This is a genomic window from Desulfurispirillum indicum S5, from assembly GCF_000177635.2.
Classification (GTDB): Bacteria; Chrysiogenota; Chrysiogenetes; order Chrysiogenales; family Chrysiogenaceae; genus Desulfurispirillum; species Desulfurispirillum indicum.
The window spans coordinates 2376665-2400741 of record NC_014836.1 but is presented as its reverse complement, the minus strand read 5'-3'; the positions used below and the strand labels follow the sequence as shown (position 1 = coordinate 2400741).

Annotated in this window: 20 protein-coding genes; 10 read left to right on the top strand and 10 right to left on the bottom strand. The window is 59.1% G+C overall.

What is annotated here, in order from left to right; all coding sequences use genetic code 11:
- Positions 1-79: 79 nt before the first annotated feature.
- A complete protein-coding gene (locus SELIN_RS11215; protein ID WP_013506769.1) occupies positions 80-580 on the bottom strand; it encodes a 3'-5' exonuclease in 501 nt (166 codons plus the stop codon).
- A gap of 143 nt (positions 581-723) precedes the next feature.
- On the bottom strand, positions 724-2853 hold the full coding sequence (locus tag SELIN_RS15135) for a hypothetical protein (protein WP_013506768.1): 2130 nt from the start codon (positions 2851-2853) through the stop codon (positions 724-726).
- Positions 2854-4151: 1298 nt separating this feature from the next.
- Between SELIN_RS15135 and phnD (SELIN_RS11200) the strand changes: the two genes are divergently transcribed.
- The 8 genes from phnD (SELIN_RS11200) to SELIN_RS11165 all read left to right on the top strand — a co-directional run bounded on the left by phnD (SELIN_RS11200) (position 4152) and on the right by SELIN_RS11165 (position 12539).
- Entirely contained in the window at positions 4152-5117 is a 966-nt protein-coding gene (gene phnD, locus SELIN_RS11200; RefSeq protein WP_425481179.1) for a phosphate/phosphite/phosphonate ABC transporter substrate-binding protein, read from the top strand.
- A 63-nt stretch (positions 5118-5180) separates the two neighbouring features.
- A complete protein-coding gene (gene phnD / locus SELIN_RS11195; RefSeq protein WP_425481178.1) occupies positions 5181-6122 on the top strand; it encodes a phosphate/phosphite/phosphonate ABC transporter substrate-binding protein in 942 nt (313 codons plus the stop codon).
- A gap of 5 nt (positions 6123-6127) precedes the next feature.
- Positions 6128-6958, top strand: a complete 831-nt coding sequence (gene phnC, locus SELIN_RS11190; RefSeq protein WP_013506765.1) for a phosphonate ABC transporter ATP-binding protein — start codon at positions 6128-6130, stop codon at positions 6956-6958.
- 169 nt (positions 6959-7127) lie between these two features.
- Positions 7128-7919, top strand: coding sequence for a phosphonate ABC transporter, permease protein PhnE (gene phnE / locus SELIN_RS11185; RefSeq protein WP_041726084.1), 792 nt, complete (start codon positions 7128-7130; stop codon positions 7917-7919).
- Positions 7919-8731 (top strand): phosphonate ABC transporter, permease protein PhnE, encoded by an 813-nt coding sequence (phnE, locus tag SELIN_RS11180; RefSeq protein WP_013506763.1) that lies wholly within the window; start codon positions 7919-7921, stop codon positions 8729-8731. The genes phnE (SELIN_RS11185) and phnE (SELIN_RS11180) overlap by 1 nt, the downstream gene beginning before the upstream one ends.
- 46 nt (positions 8732-8777) lie before the next feature.
- The gene (locus SELIN_RS11175; protein WP_013506762.1) at positions 8778-9767 is read left to right on the top strand and encodes an ABC transporter substrate-binding protein; all 990 of its coding nucleotides are present in this window, start codon (positions 8778-8780) and stop codon (positions 9765-9767) included.
- A gap of 7 nt (positions 9768-9774) precedes the next feature.
- Positions 9775-10872, top strand: coding sequence for an ABC transporter ATP-binding protein (locus tag SELIN_RS11170; protein ID WP_013506761.1), 1098 nt, complete (start codon positions 9775-9777; stop codon positions 10870-10872).
- Positions 10872-12539 (top strand): ABC transporter permease subunit, encoded by a 1668-nt coding sequence (locus SELIN_RS11165; protein ID WP_013506760.1) that lies wholly within the window; start codon positions 10872-10874, stop codon positions 12537-12539. The genes SELIN_RS11170 and SELIN_RS11165 overlap by 1 nt, the downstream gene beginning before the upstream one ends.
- 13 nt (positions 12540-12552) lie before the next feature.
- On the opposite strand, the gene SELIN_RS11160 is transcribed toward SELIN_RS11165, so the two are convergent.
- Both SELIN_RS11160 and SELIN_RS11155 read right to left on the bottom strand, forming a co-directional pair.
- Positions 12553-13647, bottom strand: coding sequence for an AAA family ATPase (locus tag SELIN_RS11160; protein ID WP_013506759.1), 1095 nt, complete (start codon positions 13645-13647; stop codon positions 12553-12555).
- A 142-nt stretch (positions 13648-13789) separates the two neighbouring features.
- Positions 13790-14239: a tautomerase family protein gene (locus SELIN_RS11155; RefSeq protein ID WP_013506758.1), complete on the bottom strand. Its 450-nt coding sequence runs from the start codon at positions 14237-14239 to the stop codon at positions 13790-13792.
- 257 nt (positions 14240-14496) lie between these two features.
- Here SELIN_RS11155 and SELIN_RS11150 point away from each other — a divergent pair, with 257 nt between their 5' ends.
- Positions 14497-15870 carry a DEAD/DEAH box helicase gene (locus tag SELIN_RS11150; RefSeq protein WP_013506757.1) on the top strand — a complete coding sequence of 458 codons (1374 nt, stop codon included), beginning with the start codon at positions 14497-14499 and terminating at the stop codon, positions 15868-15870.
- 613 nt (positions 15871-16483) lie between these two features.
- On the opposite strand, the gene SELIN_RS11145 is transcribed toward SELIN_RS11150, so the two are convergent.
- The 3 genes from SELIN_RS11145 to trpD all read right to left on the bottom strand — a co-directional run bounded on the left by SELIN_RS11145 (position 16484) and on the right by trpD (position 19426).
- Positions 16484-17095 (bottom strand): phosphoribosylanthranilate isomerase, encoded by a 612-nt coding sequence (locus SELIN_RS11145; RefSeq protein ID WP_013506756.1) that lies wholly within the window; start codon positions 17093-17095, stop codon positions 16484-16486.
- Between the two features lies 1 nt (position 17096).
- A complete protein-coding gene (trpC, locus tag SELIN_RS11140; protein WP_013506755.1) occupies positions 17097-17858 on the bottom strand; it encodes an indole-3-glycerol phosphate synthase TrpC in 762 nt (253 codons plus the stop codon).
- A 497-nt stretch (positions 17859-18355) separates the two neighbouring features.
- Positions 18356-19426, bottom strand: a complete 1071-nt coding sequence (gene trpD / locus SELIN_RS11135; RefSeq protein ID WP_083806032.1) for an anthranilate phosphoribosyltransferase — start codon at positions 19424-19426, stop codon at positions 18356-18358.
- Positions 19427-19520: 94 nt separating this feature from the next.
- On the opposite strand from trpD, the gene SELIN_RS11130 reads away from it, so the two are divergent.
- Complete coding sequence (locus SELIN_RS11130; protein WP_013506753.1) at positions 19521-20852, top strand: SH3 domain-containing C40 family peptidase; 1332 nt, start codon at positions 19521-19523, stop codon at positions 20850-20852.
- Positions 20853-20867: 15 nt separating this feature from the next.
- Here the strand turns inward: SELIN_RS11130 and SELIN_RS11125 are convergent, their stop codons facing one another.
- From SELIN_RS11125 to ccoS, 3 genes are all read right to left on the bottom strand, one after another.
- Positions 20868-21671: a sulfite exporter TauE/SafE family protein gene (locus SELIN_RS11125; protein ID WP_013506752.1), complete on the bottom strand. Its 804-nt coding sequence runs from the start codon at positions 21669-21671 to the stop codon at positions 20868-20870.
- A gap of 122 nt (positions 21672-21793) precedes the next feature.
- Positions 21794-23845: a tetratricopeptide repeat protein gene (locus SELIN_RS14205; protein ID WP_013506751.1), complete on the bottom strand. Its 2052-nt coding sequence runs from the start codon at positions 23843-23845 to the stop codon at positions 21794-21796.
- A gap of 52 nt (positions 23846-23897) precedes the next feature.
- Positions 23898-24056: a cbb3-type cytochrome oxidase assembly protein CcoS gene (gene ccoS / locus SELIN_RS11105; protein WP_013506750.1), complete on the bottom strand. Its 159-nt coding sequence runs from the start codon at positions 24054-24056 to the stop codon at positions 23898-23900.
- Positions 24057-24077: the final 21 nt, after the last annotated feature.

Below are 24077 nucleotides of genomic sequence, written 5' to 3'. Positions count from 1 at the left end.
GGCCGACTCATCAGAGGCCATCAGATACCAGGTTTTCCTGCGCTGAAGGGCGTGATAGCTGGCTTTTTCCCGCCATGGTCTACCTCTCCTGGTATAACTCCAGAATAATGCGCGCCGCCGCTTGGGCATCGCTGAGGGCGTCGTGGTGGTTTAATGGTATGCCGAAGTGCTTACAAAGCGTGTTGAGTTTGTGGTTGACCAGCTGGGGGAGTAGCTTTTTCGCCATACGGCATGAGCAGACAGCGTCGGGGATATTGGCGGCAATGCCACTGGAACGCAGGCAGTGCTGCAGGACGCTCATGTCAAAGGAAGTGTTGTGGGCCACCAACAATGGAGCAGAAACAATATCCGCGGCAATCTCTGGCCACAGCTCACCAAATACCGGTGCACCAGCCACATCCGCAGCAGTCAGGCCGTGAACAGCCGTGTTGAAGGACGCAAAGCGCATGGGTTCCGGGCGAATCAGGCGCGCATACTGTCGCACGATCTGCCGATTCTCCACTACCACAACCCCGATGGCACAGGCGCTCGTGCGTTGTTCATTGGCGGTCTCAAAGTCGATGGCGGTGAAGTTCTGCATGCTGAATGCTCCTGTATTCTGCGTTATTGATTGCAGTCTACCATCGCATGAGGGACATGGAATGAGCAACCTTCTGCCATATGCTCCTCACAATACAGGCAGAAGGACATCATGCCAAACTTCTTGCATGCGCTTCGCATGTCTCACCACAAACCGGAAAGTCCCAGTACCCGCCAATAGTTCCAGATGGTGCGATAGAACATGTCAAAACGCCCGGTGGCAACCTGCTCCTCTTCGCGCTGCCAGAAATACAGTTCATGGACGGGGTAGAGGTAGCCAAAGTCGTAGGCGGTGAAGCTCTGGCGTCTGCTGGCAATGTCGCTGACGGGATAACGGTAGGCGGCTTCGCGCTGGCGCACGATGGACAGGGCTTCGCTTCGGATGCGTTCGGCCTGCTCCAGGTGCTGCTGTGCTGAAGGGGTGGGCTGGTGCCACAGGCGCGGCTTTTCACGGCGGGCGATGGTGGCCTGCAGGGTGGCACTGCGGTGCAGGGCGCGCAGGGCGGTGATATGCAGCCCATCCAACAGCTCCCGCTCCAGGCCATTGCGGGGCTGGTGTGTCGCGATCAGGGCCAGGCTCTGGTGAGCAAAGGCTTCCAGCTGGCGGACGGGGCCATCCAGCACCGCCTGGGCTTCGGTGGCCGAGGCGCGCTTCATGAGGTGGGCGGGCCGCCGTTCGGGGCGGGGCTGAAATATGAAGTCAAAGGGCGGTGGCGCTTCGGCAAAGGGTTCGAAGGCGGGCAGATAGCGCAGCAGTTCGTGATCCTTCAGGAAGTGATTCTGGAGGTCCAGGGAGCGCTCCATCAACCTGGCCAGCTCCCCGTCCGCAGCCAGATGGTGCAGGCGTCCGGCGGGAAGGGGCTGGCGTTCCTGGCCTTCGTGCCACCACTGCCAGCTCCAGTGGGCGATACTCCAGTCAAAGAGCCAGTAACCCCACTCCCAGCCGGAACTGAAGGTCACGTGGCCGTCAAGGCCCATGTTAGCGGTGAGCAGGATATCCCGCAGGCGACTGTCCAGATAGGGGAGTAGCAACAGGGGCACGGAATTGTCGAAGGCCACCCAGTAGGAGGATTCGGGCCAGTACCAGGTCTGGCGGCGCTGTACTTCGCAACGGGCCCGTTCGCGCATCCAGTGGAAGTCGCGGTTGCCATAGACACCGGGCAGGGGCTCCTGCAGGTCGTAACACATGACGGTATGAATGAGGATGCCGGAGCGGGGGTCCACCGGGTGTTCACAGTGAATGTCGTTGGTGCCGCCGCCGATGCGGTCGCGGGGATGGATGACGTGGGTGGCGTAAAACAGCGGTGTCTGGAATTCGTCCATGGTCATGCGCTCGATGGCCTCCAGCACGCCGGGGAAGAGACGACGCATATCGGGCAGGTACTCCCCGGTGGTGGGCTCCAGGATCACCGCGTCCCAGGGTATGGCCATGAGCCATTCCAGGTTGCGGCGCGCCTGGGTGCTGTAGCGTTCGGGCCGCAGGAGTTTGACCAGCTGGAAGGCGTGCTGCTGCAGCATGGAGGCGGAAACCATGACTCCCACCCCCATATCCCGCTGGTGGGCGTAGTCCACAATGGCGCGAGCGTGTTCTGGCCAGTGGTGACGATCCACGGTGCGCAGCAGGTAAAACTGAAAGTGGTTCTGGCCGTTGCGGGCCAGCCAGTCGATATATTCCCGCACCATCTGCAGCGACTCGCTGCCAGGCTGGTGAAGTGCCATTTCCAGCTCCGTGGGGTGCTGGGTGTGCAGGTGAAAGCCCCGCACGGCAAAGCGTGGGCGAGCCCGGAGGTCAAAGTGCTCTGGCAGAGGCCACTGCCGGTATGCGGGGAAAACCGTCTGGCGCGGATGGAGAAACTGGATGCCCAGCTTTTCCTGCAGCAGGGCGTAGATGCCGCTGCTCATTTCCCCCGGTTCGCCTGCGCTGATGGTGATGCGCCGAATGTCCTGCCAGGTGCTGCCGCTCACCCGGAAGCCCGGCTCATCCGATGGCGCATACTCCAGGTGAATCTCCACCGCCATGGCTCCCGAAATCCTGTGGGCAGTGTCGCAGCCGAAGGTGGTGTCCAGCAGGGAGCGCGCGTCCAGCAGGGTACGCTGCAAGGCTATGGTGGGTGGTTTCTCAAGGGCGTGGTGGAAGCTGATGAAGGGGCAACCCGCCTGGGAGTGCTCCATGGCGGCGACACTGGAGCTCAGGCACAGTATGATAAAGACAATGGCTCCGCTGGCGATCTGCCTGAGCCGGGCGCGATCTTCCCTTTTTCCCGTTGGTGACATAGAGGGACGCCTCCTCAGTGACGCACAAGTGAGTAACATTTCCCTGCAGGGTAACAGGGGAGCGCCGAAAGGTGTCGGGGAAGTGTAAAAGAGGAGTAAATCATCAAATTTCTCTCCCCTCCCTCCGAAACGGCAGGCTGTTGCGCCGACCCTGATGCCATGCTGAAATGGTTCTGTACAGACTGCGTTTCTTGACATTGCCCTCAGCTTGTTTGTGAGTTTCTTTTGCCACTTTTGACTCGCCAAAAGTGGCGCAAAAGCGGCCCCCAGTGCTGTCCTTTTCAGCCGTCCGCTTGCCTGGAACTGGGGACCGCAAACAACCGCCCTCCGTGGCTTTTGGTTTGCGGTTGCCGCCCTCGTGGCGTCAACCCTGCGGGTCTACCGTGTTATACAGGCAATTGAAAAGTTCTCAGGTGCAAGGCGCGGGCAAAGCGAGGAGCGAGGCGTACTCCCTGTACGTCGCAGTGACGAGCGATGCCCGGCAACGCAGCAGATGAGGGCTTTTCAGCAGCCTGACAGTCGGCGCGTTCTGGCTGGGCCAGCCCACGGGGGAAAGGCAGATGCAGACCGTCTCCCCCCTGAGCCCGTCCGGTGAGTGCGACGCCTGGCTGGCAAGACCCGAAGGGACACTCACAGGAAGTGAGTGGTCCGGCAGCACTGCAGGGATGCAGGGGTCAGGCAACGCAAAGAGGCCCAGGTGCAAGGCGCGGGCAAAGCGAGAAAGGAGGCGTACTCCCTGTACGTCGCAGTGACGAGCGATGCCCGGCAACGCCGCAGATGGGCATCTTTGAGCAGCCTGCTGCCGGATCTCCAGAACAGGCGAGCAGGCGATCCGGAAAAACGGGCGTTCGGGGGGCGCGTTTTTGAGTCCTTTTTGCGCGGTCAAAAAGGACAATATCCAGAGTCGAAAAGTGGAACACCAGATGAGTCAAGCATGAAAAATCAATACGGTTTCCGCGTGGTAAACATCAGGACAAGAATGTCTTAAATTAAGGCGACAAGGTGCGAAACTTCAATAAATCCTTTTTCCGGAAGTTTTTTTCCTCTCCACCCTGGCGGCACACTCTTTTACGTTTTCCGCACATTCCCTTAATGCTTCCCGCTGCTGGTTTCTGCATAGTCGCTCACTGAGGACGGCAGGGAGTTGCCGATTCCGGAACGTTTCCGACAAAGGGTCAAGCCCTGTCGGGTCCACCTACGCACAACAGCAATCTGCCTTGCGCGGGTATGGATTCATCGGGTGTCGGCCCCGCATTCGGCGCGTATTTTTTCTGCGCAGGTGAACTATGAACCTATTTATGCGAGGCCGCACCATGGTCACACTTTTCCTGATTGTTTTCAGCCTTGTGGGTGGTGCCAGTGCCAAGGACTGCTTCCGTGGTCAGCTCAGTGAACGTTTCTGTGATCGCAATGGCGATATGGTGGCCGATGTGCCCGCTGATTCCAAAGACTGGATCAACCCCTCCACCCTGATCTTCTCCTACACCCCTGTCGAGGACCCTTCCGTCTATGCCCGCGTGTGGGACGGCTTTATCAAGCACATGGAACAGGTGACCGGCAAGCGCGTCCAGTTTTTCCCGGTGCAGTCCTATGCGGCTCAGTATGAAGCCATGCGGGCCGGACGCCTGCACGTGGCTGGTGTCAACACGGGTGGCGTGCCCGTGGCTGTGAACTGCTCCGGCTTTGTTCCCTTCACCATCATGGCCGCCAAGGACGGAAATTACGGTTATCGCATGGCCTTTATCACCCACCGCGACAGTGGCATAGGCACCCTGGATGACCTGCGCGGCAAGACCATGGCCTTTGTTTCCCCCACCTCCAACTCCGGTTTCAAGGCTCCATCGGCCCTGCTGGAAAAGGAGTACGGCATGGTGGCCGACAAGGATTTCAAAACCGCCTATTCGGGCAAGCACGATAACTCCATCCTGGGCGTGGTCAACCGGGACTATGACGCCGCTGCCATCGCCGACGAGATCATGGTGCGCATGGCGGCCCGCGGTGTGATCAACATGGACGACATCCGGGTCATCTACGAGTCAGAGCCTTTCCCCACCACCGGGTACGGTCACGTGTACAACCTGCATCCCGACCTGGCCGCCAAGGTCAGGGAAGCCTTTCTCACCTTCAACTGGGAAGGCACACTCATGCAGCAGGAGTTTGCTCCCTTCCAGCAGGAACGCTTTATCCCCATCACCTACAAAGAGCACTGGTCAGTGGTACGTGCCATTGACGAGGCCATGGGCGTGAAATACGAGTGTCGCTGACGGCCATAAAAATGAATAAAGAATGAGGTGTTTCCGATGAAATTGAAATATGTTTTCCGCAGCATGCTGTTCCTGGTGTTTTCTGTTTTAGCAACACTGAGTGCCCTGGCCCAGGACTGCCCACGGGGCCAGCTCAGCGAGCGCTTCTGTGACCGCAATGGCGACCTGGTGGCTGACCTGCCCGACAATCCCCGCGAGTGGGTCAATCCCTCCACCCTGATTTTCGCCTACACCCCCGTTGAGGATCCCTCGGTGTACGCCCGCGTGTGGGATGGCTTTATCAAGCACATGGAGAAGGTGACCGGCAAGCGCGTCCAGTTCTTCCCCGTTCAGTCAAACGCGGCCCAGTATGAAGCCATGCGGGCTGGACGCCTGCACGTGGCTGGTGTCAACACTGGCGGCAACCCCATTGCCGTCAATTGTGCCGGTTTTGTGCCCTTTGCCATCATGTCGGCGAAGGATGGTTCCTACGGGTATGAGATGGAAATTATCACCTATCCCGGCAGTGGTATTGAGCGCATTGAAGACCTGCGCGGCCGCACCCTGGCCTTTACCTCTCCCACCTCCAACTCCGGCTTTAAGGCTCCTTCAGCCCTGCTGGAAGCAGAATTTGGCCTGCAGGCCGATAAGGACTTCAAGACGGCCTTTTCCGGTCGCCACGACAACTCCATCCTGGGCGTAGCTAACCGCGACTACGATGCCGCTGCCATTGCCAACTCCGTTCTGGGGCGCATGCTGGATCGCGGCGCTGTGGATCAGAGCCGCATCAAGACGATCTATCGCTCCCAGACCTTCCCCACCACTGGGTACGGCCACGTGTACAACCTGCACCCCGATCTGGCGGCCAAGGTCAAGGAAGCCTTCTTCACCTTCGACTGGGAAGGTTCCGCTCTGCAGGAAGAATTTGCCAACGAGGGCCAGTTCCTGCCCATCACCTATAAAGAGCACTGGGCCGTGATCCGCACCATAGATCAGGCCATGGGTGTCACCTACGATTGCCGGTAAACGCCATGCTGTACATTGAAGGTCTCGTCAAACGCTATCCCACCGGCGATCTGGCCCTGAAAGGGGTCAAGCTCGCCGTTCCCCGTGGGCAGGTCATGGCCCTGATCGGGCCGTCGGGAGCGGGCAAAAGTACTCTGATCCGCTGCGTGAACCGACTGGTGGAGCCGACCGATGGCCGAATAACCCTGGGGAATGCGGAGCTGACCGCCCTTGGCTCGGCAGCTCTGCGTCAGCAGCGCCGTCGCATGGGTATGATCTTCCAGGAGTACGCCCTGGTGGAGCGCCTGAGTGTAATGGAAAATGTCCTTTCAGGACGCCTTGGCTATGTGGGTTTCTGGCGCAGTTTCCTGCGCCGCTATCCCCAGGCGGATATCGACGCCGCCTTTGGCCTGCTGGAGCGGGTGGGCCTGGACCACTTCGCCGACAAGCGTGCCGACGCCCTCTCCGGGGGGCAGCGGCAGCGGGTAGGCATCGCCCGCGCTCTGATTCAGGATCCCGATATTCTGCTGGTGGACGAGCCCACCGCCAGCCTGGACCCCAAAACCTCGCGCCAGATCATGCGCCTGATCTGTGAACTGTGCAGCGAGAAGGGTCTGGCAGCGGTCATCAATATTCACGACGTGGCCCTGGCCCAGATGTTCGCCGCCCGCATCGTGGGGCTGCGCCAGGGAGAAATTGTCTTTGACGGCTCTCCGGCGGAGCTGACCGCCGATGCCCTGACCCGCATCTACGGTGAAGAGGACTGGAACGCCTCCATCCAGTGTCTGGATGACGAAGAGGATGATCCGGTTCCCAGCAAGGCCAGCTTCCTGCCCCAGCAGAGCCTGGCCTTTTAGCAGCTTGTTGGAATATCTCAGAATAAGCAGGCAATTGAAAAACCTACAGGTGCAAGGCGCCCGCAAAGCAAGGAGTGAAGCGTACTCCCTGTACGTTGCAGCGACGAGCGACAGCGGGCAACGCCGCAGATGGGGTTTTTTCAGCAGCCTGTTAGGGGAACATGAACTGATGAGCAATCGCACCTGGCAACCAAAGCCTTTTATCGCCAATCCCTGGCAGCGCTATGGGCTCTATGGGGGTATTCTCCTCTACCTGCTGCTGGCAACTGCCAGTGTGGATATCAACTGGATACGAGTCTACGAAGGGTTGGAACGCGGACTGGCCTTTGTGGCTTCCTTTGCCCGTCCCGACTTCAGCAGTCGCTGGGGTGACATTGTGGACGGCATGATCGAAAGCCTGACCATGACCTTCACCTCCACGGTGATCGGCGTGGCTCTCTCCGTTCCCATCGCTCTGGGGGCAGCCCGCAATGTGGCTCCCTTGCCCATCTACATCGCCTGTCGCGGCATTATCTCCATCTCGCGCACTTTCCAGGAAATCATCATCGCCATCCTCTTCGTGGCCATGTTCGGCTTCGGCCCCCTGGCGGGTGTCATCACCCTGGCCTTTGCCACCATCGGCTTCATGGCCAAGCTCATGGCCGAGGACATCGAGGATATCGACCGTTCCCAGGTGGAGGCCATTCGCGCCACCGGCGGCAGCTGGCTGCAGATGGTCTGCTACGGTATTGCGCCCCAGGTCATGCCGCGTCTGATTGGCCTGTCGGTCTACCGCCTGGATATCAACTTCCGCGAAGCGGCCGTCATCGGCATCGTGGGTGCCGGTGGCATCGGTGCTACCCTGAACACGGCTTTTGACCGCTACGAGTACGATACCGCCGCCGCCATTCTGCTGATTATCATCGGCATCGTTCTGATGACCGAATACTTTTCCAGCTTCGTGCGCAAGAGGTTGCAGTAATGCCCGTAATTACCACTGCCGATGGCAGAATCTGGAAACACCGTAATCGTCGCCAGCAGCTGACCCAGTGGGCCTGCTGGTTCTTCGGGGTCTTCCTCTTTCTCTGGTGCTGGCAGATCATTTCCGACAAGACCATCTGGTTCTTCGCCCTGGACGCGCCCCAGCAGGGGGCCGACCTGCTCAGTCGCATGATTCCGCCCCGCTGGACCTACATGGAAAGGCTGTGGAAGCCCCTCTGGGATACCATTAATATTGCCACCCTGGGCACTCTGCTGGGCATCGTGGTGGCCGTGCCCACGGCCTTCATGGCGGCCCGCAACACCACTCCCCACACCATGGTGCGCACAGCGGCCCTGATGGTCATCGTGTCCTCGCGCTCCATCAACTCCCTCATCTGGGCCATGCTGCTGGTGACCATCGTCGGCCCCGGGGTGCTGGCAGGCATAATCGCCATCGCCCTGCGCTCCATCGGCTTCATTGGCAAGCTCCTCTACGAAGCCATCGAAGAGATTGACACCAGCCAGGTGGAAGCCATTGCCGCCACCGGCGCCAATGGGATGCAGGTCATGGCCTATGGCATCGTGCCCCAGGTAATGCCCGCCTTTGCCGGTATCTCCGTCTACCGTTGGGATATCAACATCCGCGAATCCACCGTGCTTGGACTGGTGGGAGCTGGCGGCATCGGCCTGCAGCTCATGGCTTCGGTCAACTCCCTGGCCTGGTCCCAGGTTTCCGTGATTTTCATTGCCATCTTCGTCACCGTACTGGCCAGCGAATGGGTTTCGGCCCGCGTACGCCACGCGATTATCTGAGAAACATGTACTGCAATTATAAATATCAGCAGTAAAAGGAGAGCTTATGTTGCGTCAATTATTTGGGGTTCTTGTCCTGGGAGTTTTTCTGGCAGTATCAGCCCAAGCCAGTAACCGTGTTGTGGTCTACTCTGCCCTGGAAAACGAGGAAATTGAAGCGTATATGCGAGCAGCCCGTGCGGCCCTGCCGGATCTGGACATTCAGGTACTGCGTATTTCAACAGGTGCGCTGGCGGCCAGGGTGAAAGCGGAATCCCGTTCGCCCCAGGCCGACCTTATCTGGGGAACGGCGGCAACCGCCCTTGATCCGCTGGCCAAAGAAGGCATTCTGGAGCCCTATCGCCCCCGCGATGCCCGTCGCATTCCGGCACGTTTCAAAAGCGATCAGGATTTCTGGTATGGCATGACCATGTATATTGGTGGTGTTGCGATCAACACCCGTGAATTACATGATCTGAAGCTTCCTCTGCCCACATCCTGGAAAGATCTGACCGACCCGCGCTATCGCGGACTTGTGGTCATGCCCAATCCTGCAGAATCGGGGACAGGTTTCGTCCACGTGAACTCCTGGCTCAGCATTTTCGGCGAAAAGGAAGGTTGGGAGTACATGGAGCAGCTGAACAGCAATGTCCGTCAATACACCTCCAGCGGTTCTGCTCCTGCTCGTCTGGCCGGTTCTGGTGAGGCTGTCGTCGGTCTCTCCCTGGTGCTCAGCATCCAGTCTCAGGCCAATCAGGGCTTTCCCGTGCAGCTGATCTTCCCGAAAGAGGGCGTTGGTTATGAACTGGAAGCAAACGCCCTGGTCAAGGGTGGCCCCAATCCGGCAGCAGCCAAGCGATTTCTTGACTGGGCCATCAGTGAGAATGCCATGAAGTCCTATGCCGTCATGAAAGCCGGTGTCACCATGGAAGGCATTGCCACTTCTGAGAAGCTGCCTCAGCTTGGGGATATTCCTCTCATCTCCATGGATTTCAATAAGGTAGGAGAGACCAAGGACGCGGTGGTGCGCGAATGGACCAAGCGCTTTGCCAGATAAGTACAGCATGTCGACACAAAGCAGTCCACCATTTCTCCAGCTTGATGGCGTCAGGCGTGCCTATGGCGCGGTAAACGCCGTCGACAACATCGACCTGCAGGTGGTCCGGGGGGAGCTACTGACTCTCCTCGGACCTTCCGGTTGCGGCAAGACAACCCTGCTGCGCATGATAACCGGTTTTGAGGGGCTCTGCAGTGGGGCCATCCGCCTGGAAGGGCAGAATATCCATCACCAGCCACCCCAGAAGCGACCGTTCGGGATCGTTTTCCAGAATTACGCCCTGTTTCCCCATATGACGGTGCGGGAGAATATTGCTTTCGGACTGCGCTCACGGCGCTGGAGCCGGCAGGCCATCCATCAGCGGGTTGCCGAGATGCTCGAGCTGGCTGACCTGCAGGCCCATGCCTCCAAGTACCCTTCCCAGCTCTCAGGTGGCCAGCAGCAGCGGGTAGCCCTGGTGCGCGCCCTGGCGCCAGGGCCGCGCGTCCTCCTGCTGGATGAACCCCTCTCGGCTTTGGATGCCAGAATACGAGTACATTTGCGCCAGCAGATACGCCAGTGGCAGCGCGCTTTGGGAATCACCATGATCTATGTCACCCACGACCAGGAAGAAGCCATGGAACTCTCCGATCGGGTGGTGGTCATGAATAGAGGGCGTATAGAGCAGTTGGGGCGGCCCATGGATATTTACCGTTTCCCGGCAACACCTTTTGTGGCGGGTTTTGTGGGGCAGATGAATTTTTTCCATGCCACTGTGGAAGAGGAGAAAATCCACTGGAGTGGCTACATGCTGCGCGCTGACAACATTCCAGTAAATAACCGGGAGATCCTGGCGGGGATTCGCCCCTCAGAGATTGAACTGTTGCCACCGGAATATGCCGGATCAATTGAGAACAGGGTGAAAGCCAGCGTCCGGGAGGTGTGCGCCCTGGGGTCGGTGGTGCGCCTTACCGTGGACGCCGGAAACAGCAGCAGCGCCAGCCAGCTGCACGTGGAGATTCCCCAGGCCCAGGCACGGATACTGGCGTTTGGCGAAGGGCAACAAGTTGTCTTGCGGTTGCCGAAGGAAGCCATACGGGTCTATCCCCGGAAAGGCCAGGCGTAATGAGCCATGGTGAATCGCGTTTTGATCGCCTGCTCCTCTATGGCACCGGAGCCTTCTGCCTGGCGGCCATGTGCATCTTTATTCTGTGGCCGGTGGTAGAAATATTCTGGCGCAGCCTGCAGGGAAGTCAGGGTTCCCTGAGCTTTGAGCACTATCGCAGCTTTTTTCAGGAACCGCGCACCCTGCGAGCGCTGTGGCGCAGTCTGTACGTCTCGGTGATGAGTACGCTGATTGCGGTGACCTTGGCGTTTCTCTACGCCTATGCCCTGAGTCGCACACGGGTGCCCTTGCGTCCCCTCTGGTTCACCATCGCTCTGCTGCCCCTGATTGCCCCGTCGTTTGTCCAGGCCCTGGCCTTTATCTTTCTCTTCGGTCGCAACGGATTTATCACCCGGGAGCTGCTGGGGCTTCGCTGGGACGGGATCTTCGGCGCGACGGGAATTATCTGCTCGGAAGTCTTCTACGTTTTCCCCCAGGCTTTTCTGCTCCTTTATGCCACTCTGCGGGCTGGTGATGCCAGTCTGGAAGAGGCTGCCCAGAGTCTGGGACACAGTCCCTGGACCACTTTCTGGCATGTGACCTTGCCCGGCGCCCGTTACGGCATAGCCGCCGCTGCATTTCTGGTGTTCAGCCTGGTGATCACCGACTTCGGCAACCCCGCAGCCATCGGTGGCGACTACCAGGTGCTGGCGACAGAGATATACCGTCAGTTCATCGGCCTTTCCGACTTCCCCATGGCGTCAGCGGTCAGTATGGTGCTCCTGATTCCCGCTTTGCTGGCTTTTGTCATGGACCGGTACTTTTCCCGGCAGACTTTTGGCAGCATCAGTGGCAGGGCACGCCCCTACAGTGGCCGCCTGCGCTGGTCCTCCCAGGCGCTCTTCACTTCATTTGTAATTGCTATCAGCGCCGCTATCGTACTTATTTATGGTACTCTGGTTGCCGCCTCACTGGTGCACGCCTGGGGCTATGAATATCGCTTTTCCCTGCAGCACTATCAGTTCCCCACGGTGGGTGGCCTCAGCCCGATCTGGACCAGCCTGAAAGTGGCTGTGATCAGCGCCCTGACGGGAGCGACCATTACTTTCCTGGTAGCTTTTCTGATTGTGCGGGGGATTTTCGCCCGCCTGCTGAGTTTCGCCATTTTTCTGCCCGCCGCCATACCCGGACTGGTTCTGGGAATCGGATACATTTTCGCCTTTAATACGGCTCCTCTGCAGCTGACGGGTACAGCGAGTATCCTGGTGGTTGCCAATATGGTGCATTTCTTGACCTTTGCGGTTCTGGTACACCTTGCCAACCTGCGTCAACTGGACGCCTCGGTAAGTGAAGCCGCGCGAAGCCTGGGGGCGGGAGTAACCCGCACCATCGCCTGGGTTATTTTCCCACTGAACTGGCAGAGTTTTCTGGCCGCCATCAGTTACCTGTTTATTCAGAGTATGGTGACCATCAGTGCCGTTATTTTTCTGGTATCGCCACACGTGCGTCTGGCCAGCGTCTCCATCCTGCAGCTGCTCAATGAAGGACGCACCCAGAGCGCTGCTGCCATGAGTGTACTGCTGGTAGTAGTCATTCTGGCCGTGCTGGGTATGCTGCAGGTACTGAATTGGCTTGGCAGGCGGATGATGAGACAAAAAACCAGCAGTCCGAAATATTGTGTTGCCTGAGTTTGTTTCCTGGCTATACAGGTGAGAGCCTTTCCACCCAGAGCTCCAGGGTGCGATCGGGCAGAAAGTAGCGGTCACCGTCACGGTCGAGTATTTCTCTGCCCAGCAGTGCGTCTATGGCAGATTGCAGGGTTTGCTTCTTGATGTGGTGTTCCTGCAGGATTGAGGCGTTATAGACAGCCCGCTTCTGTTTTCCGACAATCTTGAGGGCCGTTTTCTGATTCTGGCTGAGGGTGTCGAAGAGCATGCGGTAGCTGGTGTCTTTGGAAGCAATAATCTCATCCAGGGCCCGGTCAATACTCTCAGGTGTGACAGGGTGTTCCCTTTCCAGGTAGAGCAGGTGGAGAATATTCTGTAACAGTTTGGTTTCACCGTCGGCCAGGGTATACACGTGTTCGATCTGTGCCCGCTCGATGTTCAGATGCCGGGTTGCGTAGGCTTCAATTTCGTCCAGGCAGAGCGGGGGGAGCTCAACGTGGGTGGCCATTTCGTAGAGTGGAGCGCTGTACTCAAAGAGTGAAGTCAGGAGGTGGCGCTTGGAGCCAAGGAATATCCAGGTAATGTTATGGTGCTGCTGTATGTGAGAGCGCAGCAGTGCATCGAGCCGGACGTCGCCTATGGTGGCGATCTGCTGGAATTCGTCAATGGCTACGGCGATACGCTGTTGTTGGGCAATGGTTTCAATGCCCGCCATAAAGTCGGCCAGCATTTCCTCGAAGCTGAGCGTCGCGACAACAGGCCGAATGGTGTACTCCAGCGTGTGGGGATCTATGGCTGGTTCAACCCGCACTCGCTTCAGGAGTGATGTCAACTTTTTGATGGTGGATTTGAGATCGCCTTTGTGGGCAGATGCCAGGGCATCAAGCAGTGCCTGGGCAAAGCCTTCTTTGGAGGTTATGTGAAAAATGTCCGCGTAGAGGCACAGAGTGTCATTTGCCTGTTGCGCAAGCGCATGGCGAATCAACGCGCTTTTGCCCATGCGGCGCTTGGAGTGAATCAGAAGGTTGGTGCTGTGGTGGATTGCCTGGTTGATGCGGGAGAGCTCACGGGAGCGTCCGTAAAACTCTTCGACGCGTGGCAGGCGATCGTGGGCAAAGGGCGACTGCATGGCGATCTCCAGTGGTATGTTTTAAAGATACCGAAAGTATGTGCGCCGGTTGTTGTGCTGTCAATACCTTTGGTATTTTAAATGAGATACCGGATGTATACGGGTGCCACTGGTGCATCGTGCAGCTTTTGCTTCATCCATTTCACTGAGCAGTCTTCCCCACAGCCTCCATGCGCTGGCGATCGGCAGCGGGCAGACTGGCTGACCACTGGGCCTCCTGGCCCGGTTCTGGCAGGATGTGTCCGAATTCGGCCATCTGGGCAGCGGGTAAATCCACCAGATAGACCCACAGGGCACTGGCGGGAGCAGCAGCGGCGGGGCTGCATACCAGCAGAATCTTTTCAATCAGTTTGCGTTTGTCTTCCTCGCTTCTGCCAGCGCGGATCTGTCCGTGGATGAAGATCTGGTCGTGGGCCAGGGGGGCGCCGCCCACAAAGTAATTACCGGGCTGCACCTCCACGAAAATAACCTGGGCGAAGTAGGTGGGAGCTCCGGTGATGTCGTGGTGGGCACGGGTGATGGCGGTGGCGAGGTTCTGTTTCTGCTCGGCATTGAGGCGGCCGCTGGGTGCGGTGACGGTATAGGTTGGCATGTCTGGCTCCTTATCGTGCGGGTCGCTGGGTGGATAAGCAGGTTGCGGAAAAAGAAGTATACGAAGAATCTGCGCGGAAATGAAGTGTTCTGCAGCCTTTCATTTGCATTACCTGGTCAAGTGTGGTACAAGCTCTGCATTCCTGCCGCATTTCGGTCTGCGACCTGATCCTTTCGTGTTCAACGAATGTAATTTACCGATTTTTGCCTAGACCGACCCTCTTCTGGGTAGGCGTATAATCAGAAAGACTCTTCCATATGTTATTTTCCGATCTTGGCCTTTCGGCCCCGATTCTGCGTGCCGTTGCCGCTGAAGGCTACACGCAGCCAACTCCTGTCCAACAACAGGCTATTCCCGCCATTCTGCAAGGCAGAGACATTCAGGCGGGTGCCCAGACCGGCACTGGCAAAACTGCCGGCTTCACCCTGCCCATGCTGGAAATTCTGGAGCGCCAGGCCATTCGTGGCCGTCGCCATGTGCGCGCCCTCATCCTGACGCCCACCCGCGAACTGGCAGCCCAGGTAGAGGAAAGTGTGCGCACCTATGGCAAGCACCTCTCCCTGAAATCCGCCGTGATCTTCGGTGGGGTTGCCATGGGTCCCCAGCTCGCCAATCTGCGCCGTGGCGTGGACATTGTGGTTGCCACTCCCGGACGCTTGCTGGACCACGTTCAGCAAAAGAGTATTGACCTGTCCAAAGTGGAATTCCTCGTACTCGATGAGGCCGACCGCATGCTGGACATGGGCTTTATCCACGACATCCGCAAGGTTTTGGCCCTGCTGCCCAAAGAGCGCCAGAACCTGCTCTTCTCTGCCACCTTCTCCCGCGAAATCACCGAGCTGGCCAGCAGCTTCATGAAGGATCCGGTGCAGGTGGAAGTGGCCCGTCGCAACACGGCTGCTGAAACCGTTGACCAGGTGGTTCACCTGGTCGACCGCGAGCGCAAGCGCGAGCTGCTTTCCAAGCTTATCAGCGAGGGAAAATGGCAGCAGGTGCTGGTCTTCACCCGCACCAAGCATGGCGCCAACCGCCTGGCCCAGCAGCTGGAAAAAGACGGCATTCACTCCGCTGCCATCCACGGCAACAAGAGCCAGAGTGCTCGCACCAAGGCGCTGGCCGACTTCAAAAAAGGTCAGGTCAGGGTACTGGTGGCCACCGATATTGCCGCCCGTGGACTGGATATTGACGAGTTGCCCCACGTGGTCAACTTTGAACTGCCAAATGTGCCCGAAGACTACGTGCACCGCATCGGCCGCACCGGCCGCGCTGGCAACTGCGGCAAGGCCTGCTCCCTGGTGTGCGTTGATGAAAAACAGCTGCTGAAAGGAATTGAAGGCCTGCTGAAGCGTGACATTCCCCAGGAGCATATCAAGGGTTTTGAACCCGACCCCTCTATCCCGGCTGAGCCCATCCAGAATGGTCGCAATAACCGTCAGGGGCAGGGACGGGCACGCAGTGGAGCGCAGCCCGCGAAAAGCGCCCGCGCGTTCCCCTCAACCTCCACAGGCGCTCGTCCGAAAAGCGCGGGCAGCCGACCCGCCCGTCAGGGAGCCTCTGCCGGCAAGCAGGTCAAATTCCAGGGTGCTTCCCGTGATGGCAAGCCCAGGGTATTTGATTTTCGTTCCCAGTAAACTGGAAGGTTACATAACCAAAACCCCCTCTCTGCATCGCAGGAGGGGGTTTTTCTTTAGCAGGCTACCCCTGCGGTGTTACCCACTGCCCCTCATCTGCAACGAGCACTTGTGAGCATCGCCGCAGATGGGGCTTTTCAGCAGCCTGATGGCTGGTCCAGCCCATGGGGAGAGGCAGAAACAAGCCGTTCCCCCCCTGAGCCCGTCCGGTGAGTGCGACGCCTGGCTGGCAAGACCCGAAGGGGCACTCACAGGAAGTGAGTGGTCCGGCAGCACTGCAGGGAGGCAGGGGTCAGGCAACGCAAAGAGGCCCAGGTGCAAGGCGCGGGCAAAGCGAGGAGCGAGGCGTACTCCCTGTACGTCGCAGTGACGAGCGATGCCCGACAACGCAGCAGATGGGCCTCTTTGAGCAGCCTGCTGCCGGATCTCCAGAGCAGGCGAGCAGGCGATCCGGAAAAACGGGAGTTCGGGGGGCGCGTTTTTGTGTCCTTTTTGCGCGGTCAAAAAGGACAATATCCAGATGAGTCAAGTATGCAGAATCAATACTGCTTCCGCGTAGTAAACATTAGGAAAATAATACCATCTCCCGAGACGGCAAGACACGAAACTTCAGTTATCGTTTTCGGTAAACGGTCTTTACAAAGTCCTCAATCCGCTGCGGGCACTTCACGCCTTTTTCACGCTCTACGCCTGAGCTGACGTCTACGGCATACGGTTTCACGGTGTCGATGGCCTGGGCCACGTTCTCCGGGGTCAGGCCACCGGCCAGTATCAGGGATGTGCGGCGGGCCAGCCGTGCGGCTTCGCTCCAGTCGGCCTGCACGCCGGCGCCGCCATAGTGGGGGGTCTGGCCGTCGAAGAGCAGCCAGCTTTCAGGGTGCGTGTTCATGAGTTCATGGGCGATGGTGGCGTCGGCGGTGGTGAAGATGGTGCGGGCAAAGAGCTGGCGCAGCTCCAGGTATTGGGCAATGGTACCATAGTACTGGATAATGCTGGTGCCGGCCTCGCGGGCCATGGCGGCGGCTTCCCGAGGAGCCTGTTTCACCACGAGGCTGACAGTTTCCACAAAGGGGGGCAGCGCCTTGACGATGGCAGCGGTGTGGGCGGGGCTGATAAAGCGGGGTGAGTCGGGGTAGTGGACAAATCCGAGGGCGTTGACGCCCAGCCGGACGCAGTGCTGGGCGGTTTGCGTGTCGCGGATGCCGCAGATTTTGACCCGTGTCATGTCAGCTCTGTCCCATGAGCTGACGCAGGGCGGCGGCGCGGTCCGGCTGCTTGACGAGGTATTCGCCGATGAGGAACATGCGGATGCCCTGACGGGTCATGGATTCAATATCGTCTCGTCCGCCGATGCCGCTTTCACAGACCACGGCCCGGCCCGTAGCGTGGGCGATGGTGACGGAGGTCTGCAAGTCCACATGGAAGGTGGAGAGGTCGCGGTTATTGACGCCCAGCAGGCCGCCGAAGTTGGTGGGCAGTTTGACCAGCTGGTCCTGGTGGTGGACTTCAAAGAGCACATCCAGGCCGATTTCGCTTGCCAGGTCGTAGAGTTCCTGGGCCTGGGGGGCTTCCAGGGCTTCGCCGATGAGCAGAATGGCATCGGCTCCGATGGCAGCTGCTTCATAGACCTGGGAGGGGTGGATGATGAAATCCTTGCGCAGGACGGGCAGGCTGACGGCCTGGCGCACGGCGCTGAGATACGGGCTGCTGCCCTGGAAGAAGCGCTCGTCGGTCAAGACACTGATGGCGGCGGCACCGCCCTGCTCGTAAGCGCGGGCAATGGCGACGGGATCGAAGTCAGCGCAGATAAGCCCCTTGGAGGGGCTGGCCTTTTTCACCTCGGCCAGAATGGCGATATCTCCGCTGTGCATGGCCGTGACCAGGGAGCGGAAGTCGCTGCGGTCGGCAGCCTGAGCCTTCCAGGTATCGAGCTGGTGAATGCGGTCGGCGATTTCCTGTTGTTTGTGCTGGAGGATGGTGGTGAGCATGGTTCCCTCGAAAAGTATATGATTAACAGCTTGCTGAAATACCTCAAAATACGCAGGCAATTGAAAAATGCTCAGGTGCAAGGCGCTCGCGGAGCGAGGAATGAAGCGTACTCCCCGTACGTTGCAGTGACGCGCGACTGCGAGCAACGCCGCAGATGAGGGTTTTTCAGCAGCCTGTTAAACCTGGAATGAATCATTCAGGACTTGCGGATACCGAAAAGACAATTTCCTCTCGCAAAGCCGCAGAGAACGCCAGGGAGACTGTCAGCCAAATCAATTTCCTGGTAACTGTTCACGGTGTAGCTGCACTCGCGCCCGCATTCCTCACGGAGATACTCGCTTTCGTCCGTGGCTCGCTCTCAGAATACTGGCGCTCCTCGTGTCCCCAATGGGCGTAACGAACGGGCGAGAGACCTGTTTCATTCTTCTGGATAAGCGTTCATTCGCGTTTATTTGCGGTCAATTCCTCTCTTTTCCCGGGCCTTGTGTGAAACCTTTTATTCACTGCTGCGGTTAAACTCCACAAAGCGCTGGCAGGCTTCCCAGGCCTTACCGCTGTCCAGCAGTCCCCGGGCGATTTCCACACCTTCGCGGATGTCATCGGTGATTTCGGCGGCGTAGAGGGCGAAGGCGGCGTTGAGGATGACGATATCCCGGCGCGCGCCGCTGATGCTGCCCTTCAGGATACCCAGGGCGATGTCCCGGTTCACTTCGGGGGTGTCTCCCCGAATCTCATCGGGGACCACCTTGTGGAAGCCGATGGTCTCGGGGTTGAACTCCATGGTGCGGATGTCGCCTGCCGTGCCGATGACCACCTTGGTGTCGGCGCACAGGGTCACTTCATCCATGCCATCCATGCCGCTGACCAGCACCACCCGTCTGGAGCCAAGTTCCAGCAGGACTTCGGCCAGGGTTTCCAGGATCTGGGGATCGAAGACGCCCATGAGCTGGTAGGGCGCGCCCGCGGGGTTGGTGAGGGGGCCGAGGATATTGAAGATGGTGCGGATGCCCAGCCCGCGTCGCACAGGGGCGGCGTATTTCATGGCGGGGTGGTGGTTGGCGGCAAAGATAAAGCCCAGGTTGCACTGCTCCAGCGAGGTGGCAATATGCTGAGGCGTGGCGTCCATATGGACGCCGAGGGCGCGGATGAGGTCGGCGCTGCCACTCTTGCTGGAGTTGGAGACGTTGCCGTGTTTGGCCACCTTTATGCCGCCATGGGCGCTGAGCAGCAGGGCCACGGTGGTGGAAATGTTGAAGGTATTGGTGCCGTCGCCGCCGGTGCCGCAGGTGTCCAGCACACGGTTCCGGCGGTGGTCGATGGGGACGTGGATGGAGCGTGAACGCATGGCGGTGGTGGCGGCGACGATTTCATCGCGGCTTTCGCCCTTCATGCGCAGGCCGGTGAGGAAGGCGGCCATCTGGATTTCCGAGCACTGGCCATCCATGATGGCGTTGAAGACCTCGCTGGCCTCCTGGCGGCTCAGATCCTTTCCGGCCAGAACTTTTTCGATGGATGGTCGCAGCATGGGAACTCCGGTACTTGTCAGGTTGCCGGAATAATATCGCATGCCTTCACCGATTGCAAAACCTCTCTGCTCTTCACCTTGGCTTTGTTTTCGGGTATCCTCCCGGCACTGACCGAATCACCATGCGGGGGCCCTTATGTTTTTGACGCGCGCGCTTCTTCTGATACTTCTTCTGCTCTTCACCACCTGGGGCTGTGCCGGCCGCCAGCCTGTGGTTATCGCCGATCTGGAACGCTACCCCCAATATGTTCAGGCGTATCTGGGCGCGGGCTCTGAAGCGCGGCTGGCAGGGTCTGTCGAACAGCAGCGCTTCGCTTCCGAGTACCTGGATTTCTATTTCGCTCCCTGGGAGGACGGTGGCCCGCACGCTGAATACAATGAGGAGGGTGAGCTGGTGAGTCCCTTCTGGGGCATAGAGATTGCCCTGAAGAATCCCGGCTACGGCGAAAACCGCTTGCCAAACGATCCGGCCTGGATAGAGCACCTGATTGCCGAGATGGACGTCATGCACTACCCCTCCCGCTCGGCTGCGGCCATCACGGTGCGCGAAACCCATGTGCGGGTCTTCCCCACCCACAAGCCGCGCTTTTATGATTTTTCCCGTGCGGGAGAGGGGTATCCCTTCGATTACTGGCAGGACTCCCTGCTTTTTGCCAATACCCCGGTGCGCATTGAGCACATGAGCCGTACCGGCGACTGGCTCTTTGTGCAGGCACCCTATGTGCGGGGCTGGGTGCGGGCTCAGGATGTGGCCCTGGTGGATGAACATCAGCGTCGGATTCTGCGGCAGGGGCCGTTTATGGTGATGGTTCGCGACCAGGTGCCGCTGTACGATGAGGCTGGGAGCTATATGATCCATGGTCGCGTGGGCGGGCTGTACCCTGTGGCTGGCGATGGCGCTCTGCTGGTGGCCCTGCGGGATGTTCACGGTCAGGCGCACCTTGAGAAGGCTTCCGTGCCGGCGGTGGATATGGCTCCCTTTCCGCTGCCGCTGACAGCGCAGAATATCGCCCGCGTGGCCGATGCCATGGCCGCAGAGAAGTATGGCTGGGGGGGGATGTATGGCAACCGCGATTGCTCAGCTTTCCTGCGGGATATTTTTACCAGCTTCGGGGTGTGGTTGCCCCGCAACTCCTATCAGCAGGCGCACTTCGTGGAGGAGAATCTCATTGACCTGAGCGCCATGAAGCCCGCCGAGCGAGAACGCTTTATTCGGGAAAACGCGGTGCCCTTCATGACGCTGCTGTGGATGCGTGGCCACGTCATGCTCTATATCGGTGAGCACGAGGGGCAGCCCATGGCGGTACACGATGCCTGGGGTGTGCGCACCCGCTCCTGGGGTCGGGAAGGCCGGGCCATCATGGGAGGCGTGGTGATCACCACGCTGCGTCCGGGACGCGAGCTCTCCAGTGTCCGCTCCGATGCTCTTCTGATCAGCCGCATCCAGGGAATGCGTGTGCTCCCCTGATTGCACCGCAGGGAATCAGGCGACCAGCTCCCAGGCCATCCTGGTGGCAACCACATAGAGGAAGATGGCGAAAAAGCGTTTGAGGCGATCGACGGGCAGGGAGTGGGCCAGGCGCGCGCCCAGGGGGGCGGTCAGCACACTGGCGCAGACAATGCCCGCCAGAGCTGGCAGATAGACGTAGCCGATGCTGTAGGCGGGCAGGCCGGTGACCTGGAGATTGTTGACGATGTAGCCGATGGCTCCGGCAACGGCGATGGGCAGGCCGATAGCCGCCGATGTGCCGATGGCGCGGTGGGCGGTGACATTGCACCACAGCATGAACGGTACCGAGAGTGAGCCTCCGCCGATGCCGACAAAGCTGGATACGGCCCCGATGGTCGAGCCGGTGGCGAACATTCCGGCATTGCCAGGCAGCTGACGTGACGCCTTCGGTTTTTTATTGAGGATGATCTGGGTGGCGATGGTGTACAGGAAGAGGCAGAAAAAACCCTTGAGGAAGTTGCTGGAAAGCTGCGAGGCCACCATGGTGCCCAGGAAGGTTCCCACCAGAATTCCCGGCACTATCCGGCGCACGATGGTCCAGTCAACGGCACCACGGCGATGGTGCGACAGAAAGCTGGAGATGGATGTGAAGATGATGCTGGCCAGGGAGGTGCCCAGGGCCAGATGCATGATATGGTCGGGCTGAATACCCTGCCGCAGAAAACACCATACCAGCAGGGGGACGATCACCACCCCGCCGCCGATACCAAGCAGCCCTGCCAGGAGTCCGGCAATCAGTCCCACCGCCACATACATCACGAGAATTTCCAGTCCCATAGCGTCTCCCAACCCTTCAGCATATTCCCGTCCGGTGGCGGGACTTTCTGTTTCTACCCCATGGAAGAGAAAGTGCCAATCATGTCGCGGACTGTCGGCGGAAAATACGGCTTCACCGGCGTTCAACGGGAGGCAGACTGTTCGGGAACACAGTGCTCCAGGTACTCCTGCCGCAGCAGATCATCGTCTTGCCGGGAAAGGGTCAGATTGTGGCGTGCGTCGCAGTTTCCGGCAGCTTTCCACAGCACGCGTGCCCGGTCGTGATGACCCAGGCTGGCATGCACTATGGCCAGATTGTTCTGCACAGCCGGATGATCCAGGGGCAGGCGCTGCATATGTCGCAGCGCCTGCTGGAAGTTCCCCTGGTGAAAGTGCATCAGCCCCAGGTTGTGGATGGCGAGCTGGTCAGTGGGTGCGTGGTGGAGGTGGATCGTCAGCTGGCCGATGGCCTCGTTGAAATCACGCAGGTTCCAGTGAGCCAGGGCCAGGTAGAAGCGGCTGAACGGGCAGGTGGGTGAAAACCCCAGCGCCGACTGCAGCATGCTGAGCGCCTGGAGGTTTTCGCCAGCACCCAGAGCGTCCAGGCCACGCTGGAGAAAGAAATATGCCAGATCGTCGTTGGTCAGTGGCGGGGCATGGTCGTCCAGGGCGAGGGGAGCTCTTGCGCCAGCCTGGTATTCCAGCAGGCCGTAATGCAGGGGAGTGCTGTGATAGTCAACGGGGCCAGCGCTGTGGGAGTCAAGGCTTGGAATGATTTTTGGCGTCAGGACGATGACCAGCTCCTGACGGCTCTGCACCCTGCGGTCGGAGCGGAAGAGCCTCCCGAGCACGGGAATCCTGCTGAGTACGGGAATGCCGCTGGTGCTCTCCACGTTTTTTTCGTAGATCAGGCCGCCGATGAAGTAGGAGTGATTATTGCGGGTGCGCAGTATGGTGCGGATCGCCTGTTCCACGGTCTGTGGCTTTTCCCGTTCACCGGAAGCGGGGTTGAAGTTCTCCTCGTAAATCTCCCCCACCACGGGCAATACCTCCAGCAGAATATCCCCATTGTTCACAATGTTGGGTGTCACCGTCAGACTGACGCCGATCTTCACATCTTCAAAATAGGTTCGAGCCTCGCGGACATTGGCGCTGCTCTCGGTGGTTGTCACCTGGTAGGGATAGGTGCGGATGGAGTACACATTGCCCGTTACATTGTTCAGGGTGGTGATGGTGGGGTTGGAAAGGGTATGCACGGTGCCGTGGAGGCTGAGAAACTGCAGAAAGCCCGCGAACTTGCCCGGATTCAGGACCCCCACGGTGTAGTCCAGAACGCCCCGTTCGCCTGCGGTTCCGTCCAGACTGGCTCCCGCCTGGCCCTCAGTGCCGTGGAGGTTGAAGGCGATGGGGGTATCGCTGCCGCTGACCCGGAAGAGGGCCGAGTAGTCCACTCCCATGGTGAGGGAGTCGGAGAGGGATATCTGCAGGATTCGGACCGATATCTCCACCTGCTGGTCGTACAGGCGCCGCACCATGTCAAGGTACGCTTCGATGCGGCGCATGGCCGAAGCATTATCGCTTACCAGGATGGTGCCCGTCAGGTCATTGATGATCACGCGCCCGTCCTCGGAAGCCAGGCTGCTGAGGTTTTCGCGAATGACATTCCATATGCGCTGCCGCTCCGAAGCGTGAGCGGAATCCGTGAGATAGACCGGGGCACTGTTGAGCGGGCTGAAGGATTGTCCGGGCAGAACGGCGCCCTGGGCCAGGTAGTCGAGGGTGAAGGTACGGAAATCATTGCTGCTGATGACCAGGGTGCCGTCACGGCTGGTTATCTGCAGGCCCGCTGCGGTGGCTACGGCATACAGCGCCTCCGGGAGCGCCATCGGACGCGGAAAGGTGAAGGCAATATCCTGTTCAGGAATATCTTCAAGGATGTAGTTTATATGACTGTCCTGGAGCAGAAGATGAATCAGGCTGGACAGAGAGGCGCTGCGCAGGTTGCCGGAGACCGCTGGCAGTGTTGTGGGTGGTGGCTCGGCAAGGGCTTGCCGGGGCAGGTGGAGTTTGCTGATGCGGTAGCTGATTTGCCGGTGATCGCCCTGCTCCGGGGGAGCGTGTGATGGCAGGTCCAGAGCGCGTGAGCATCCGGATGCCACAAGGCAGCAGGTCAGTGCGAGAACGCGCAAATCCATAAATGCTCCTGCATGAAAGTTTTCCTATTGGTATTGCAGGAGACAGTAAAAGTCAAGACTGTTTTTTGTCGTCATCATCATCGAGCATGCGATATTTCGGCCCTTCCATGTCGTCGAACTGGTCCCGTTTCAGAGCCCAGATGAAGATGAGCCAGGCACCGGTGGCAAGACAGAGGCTGAGGATGATGAGGATGATATAGGTGTAGGGCATGGGGGGAGTATACCAGATGAA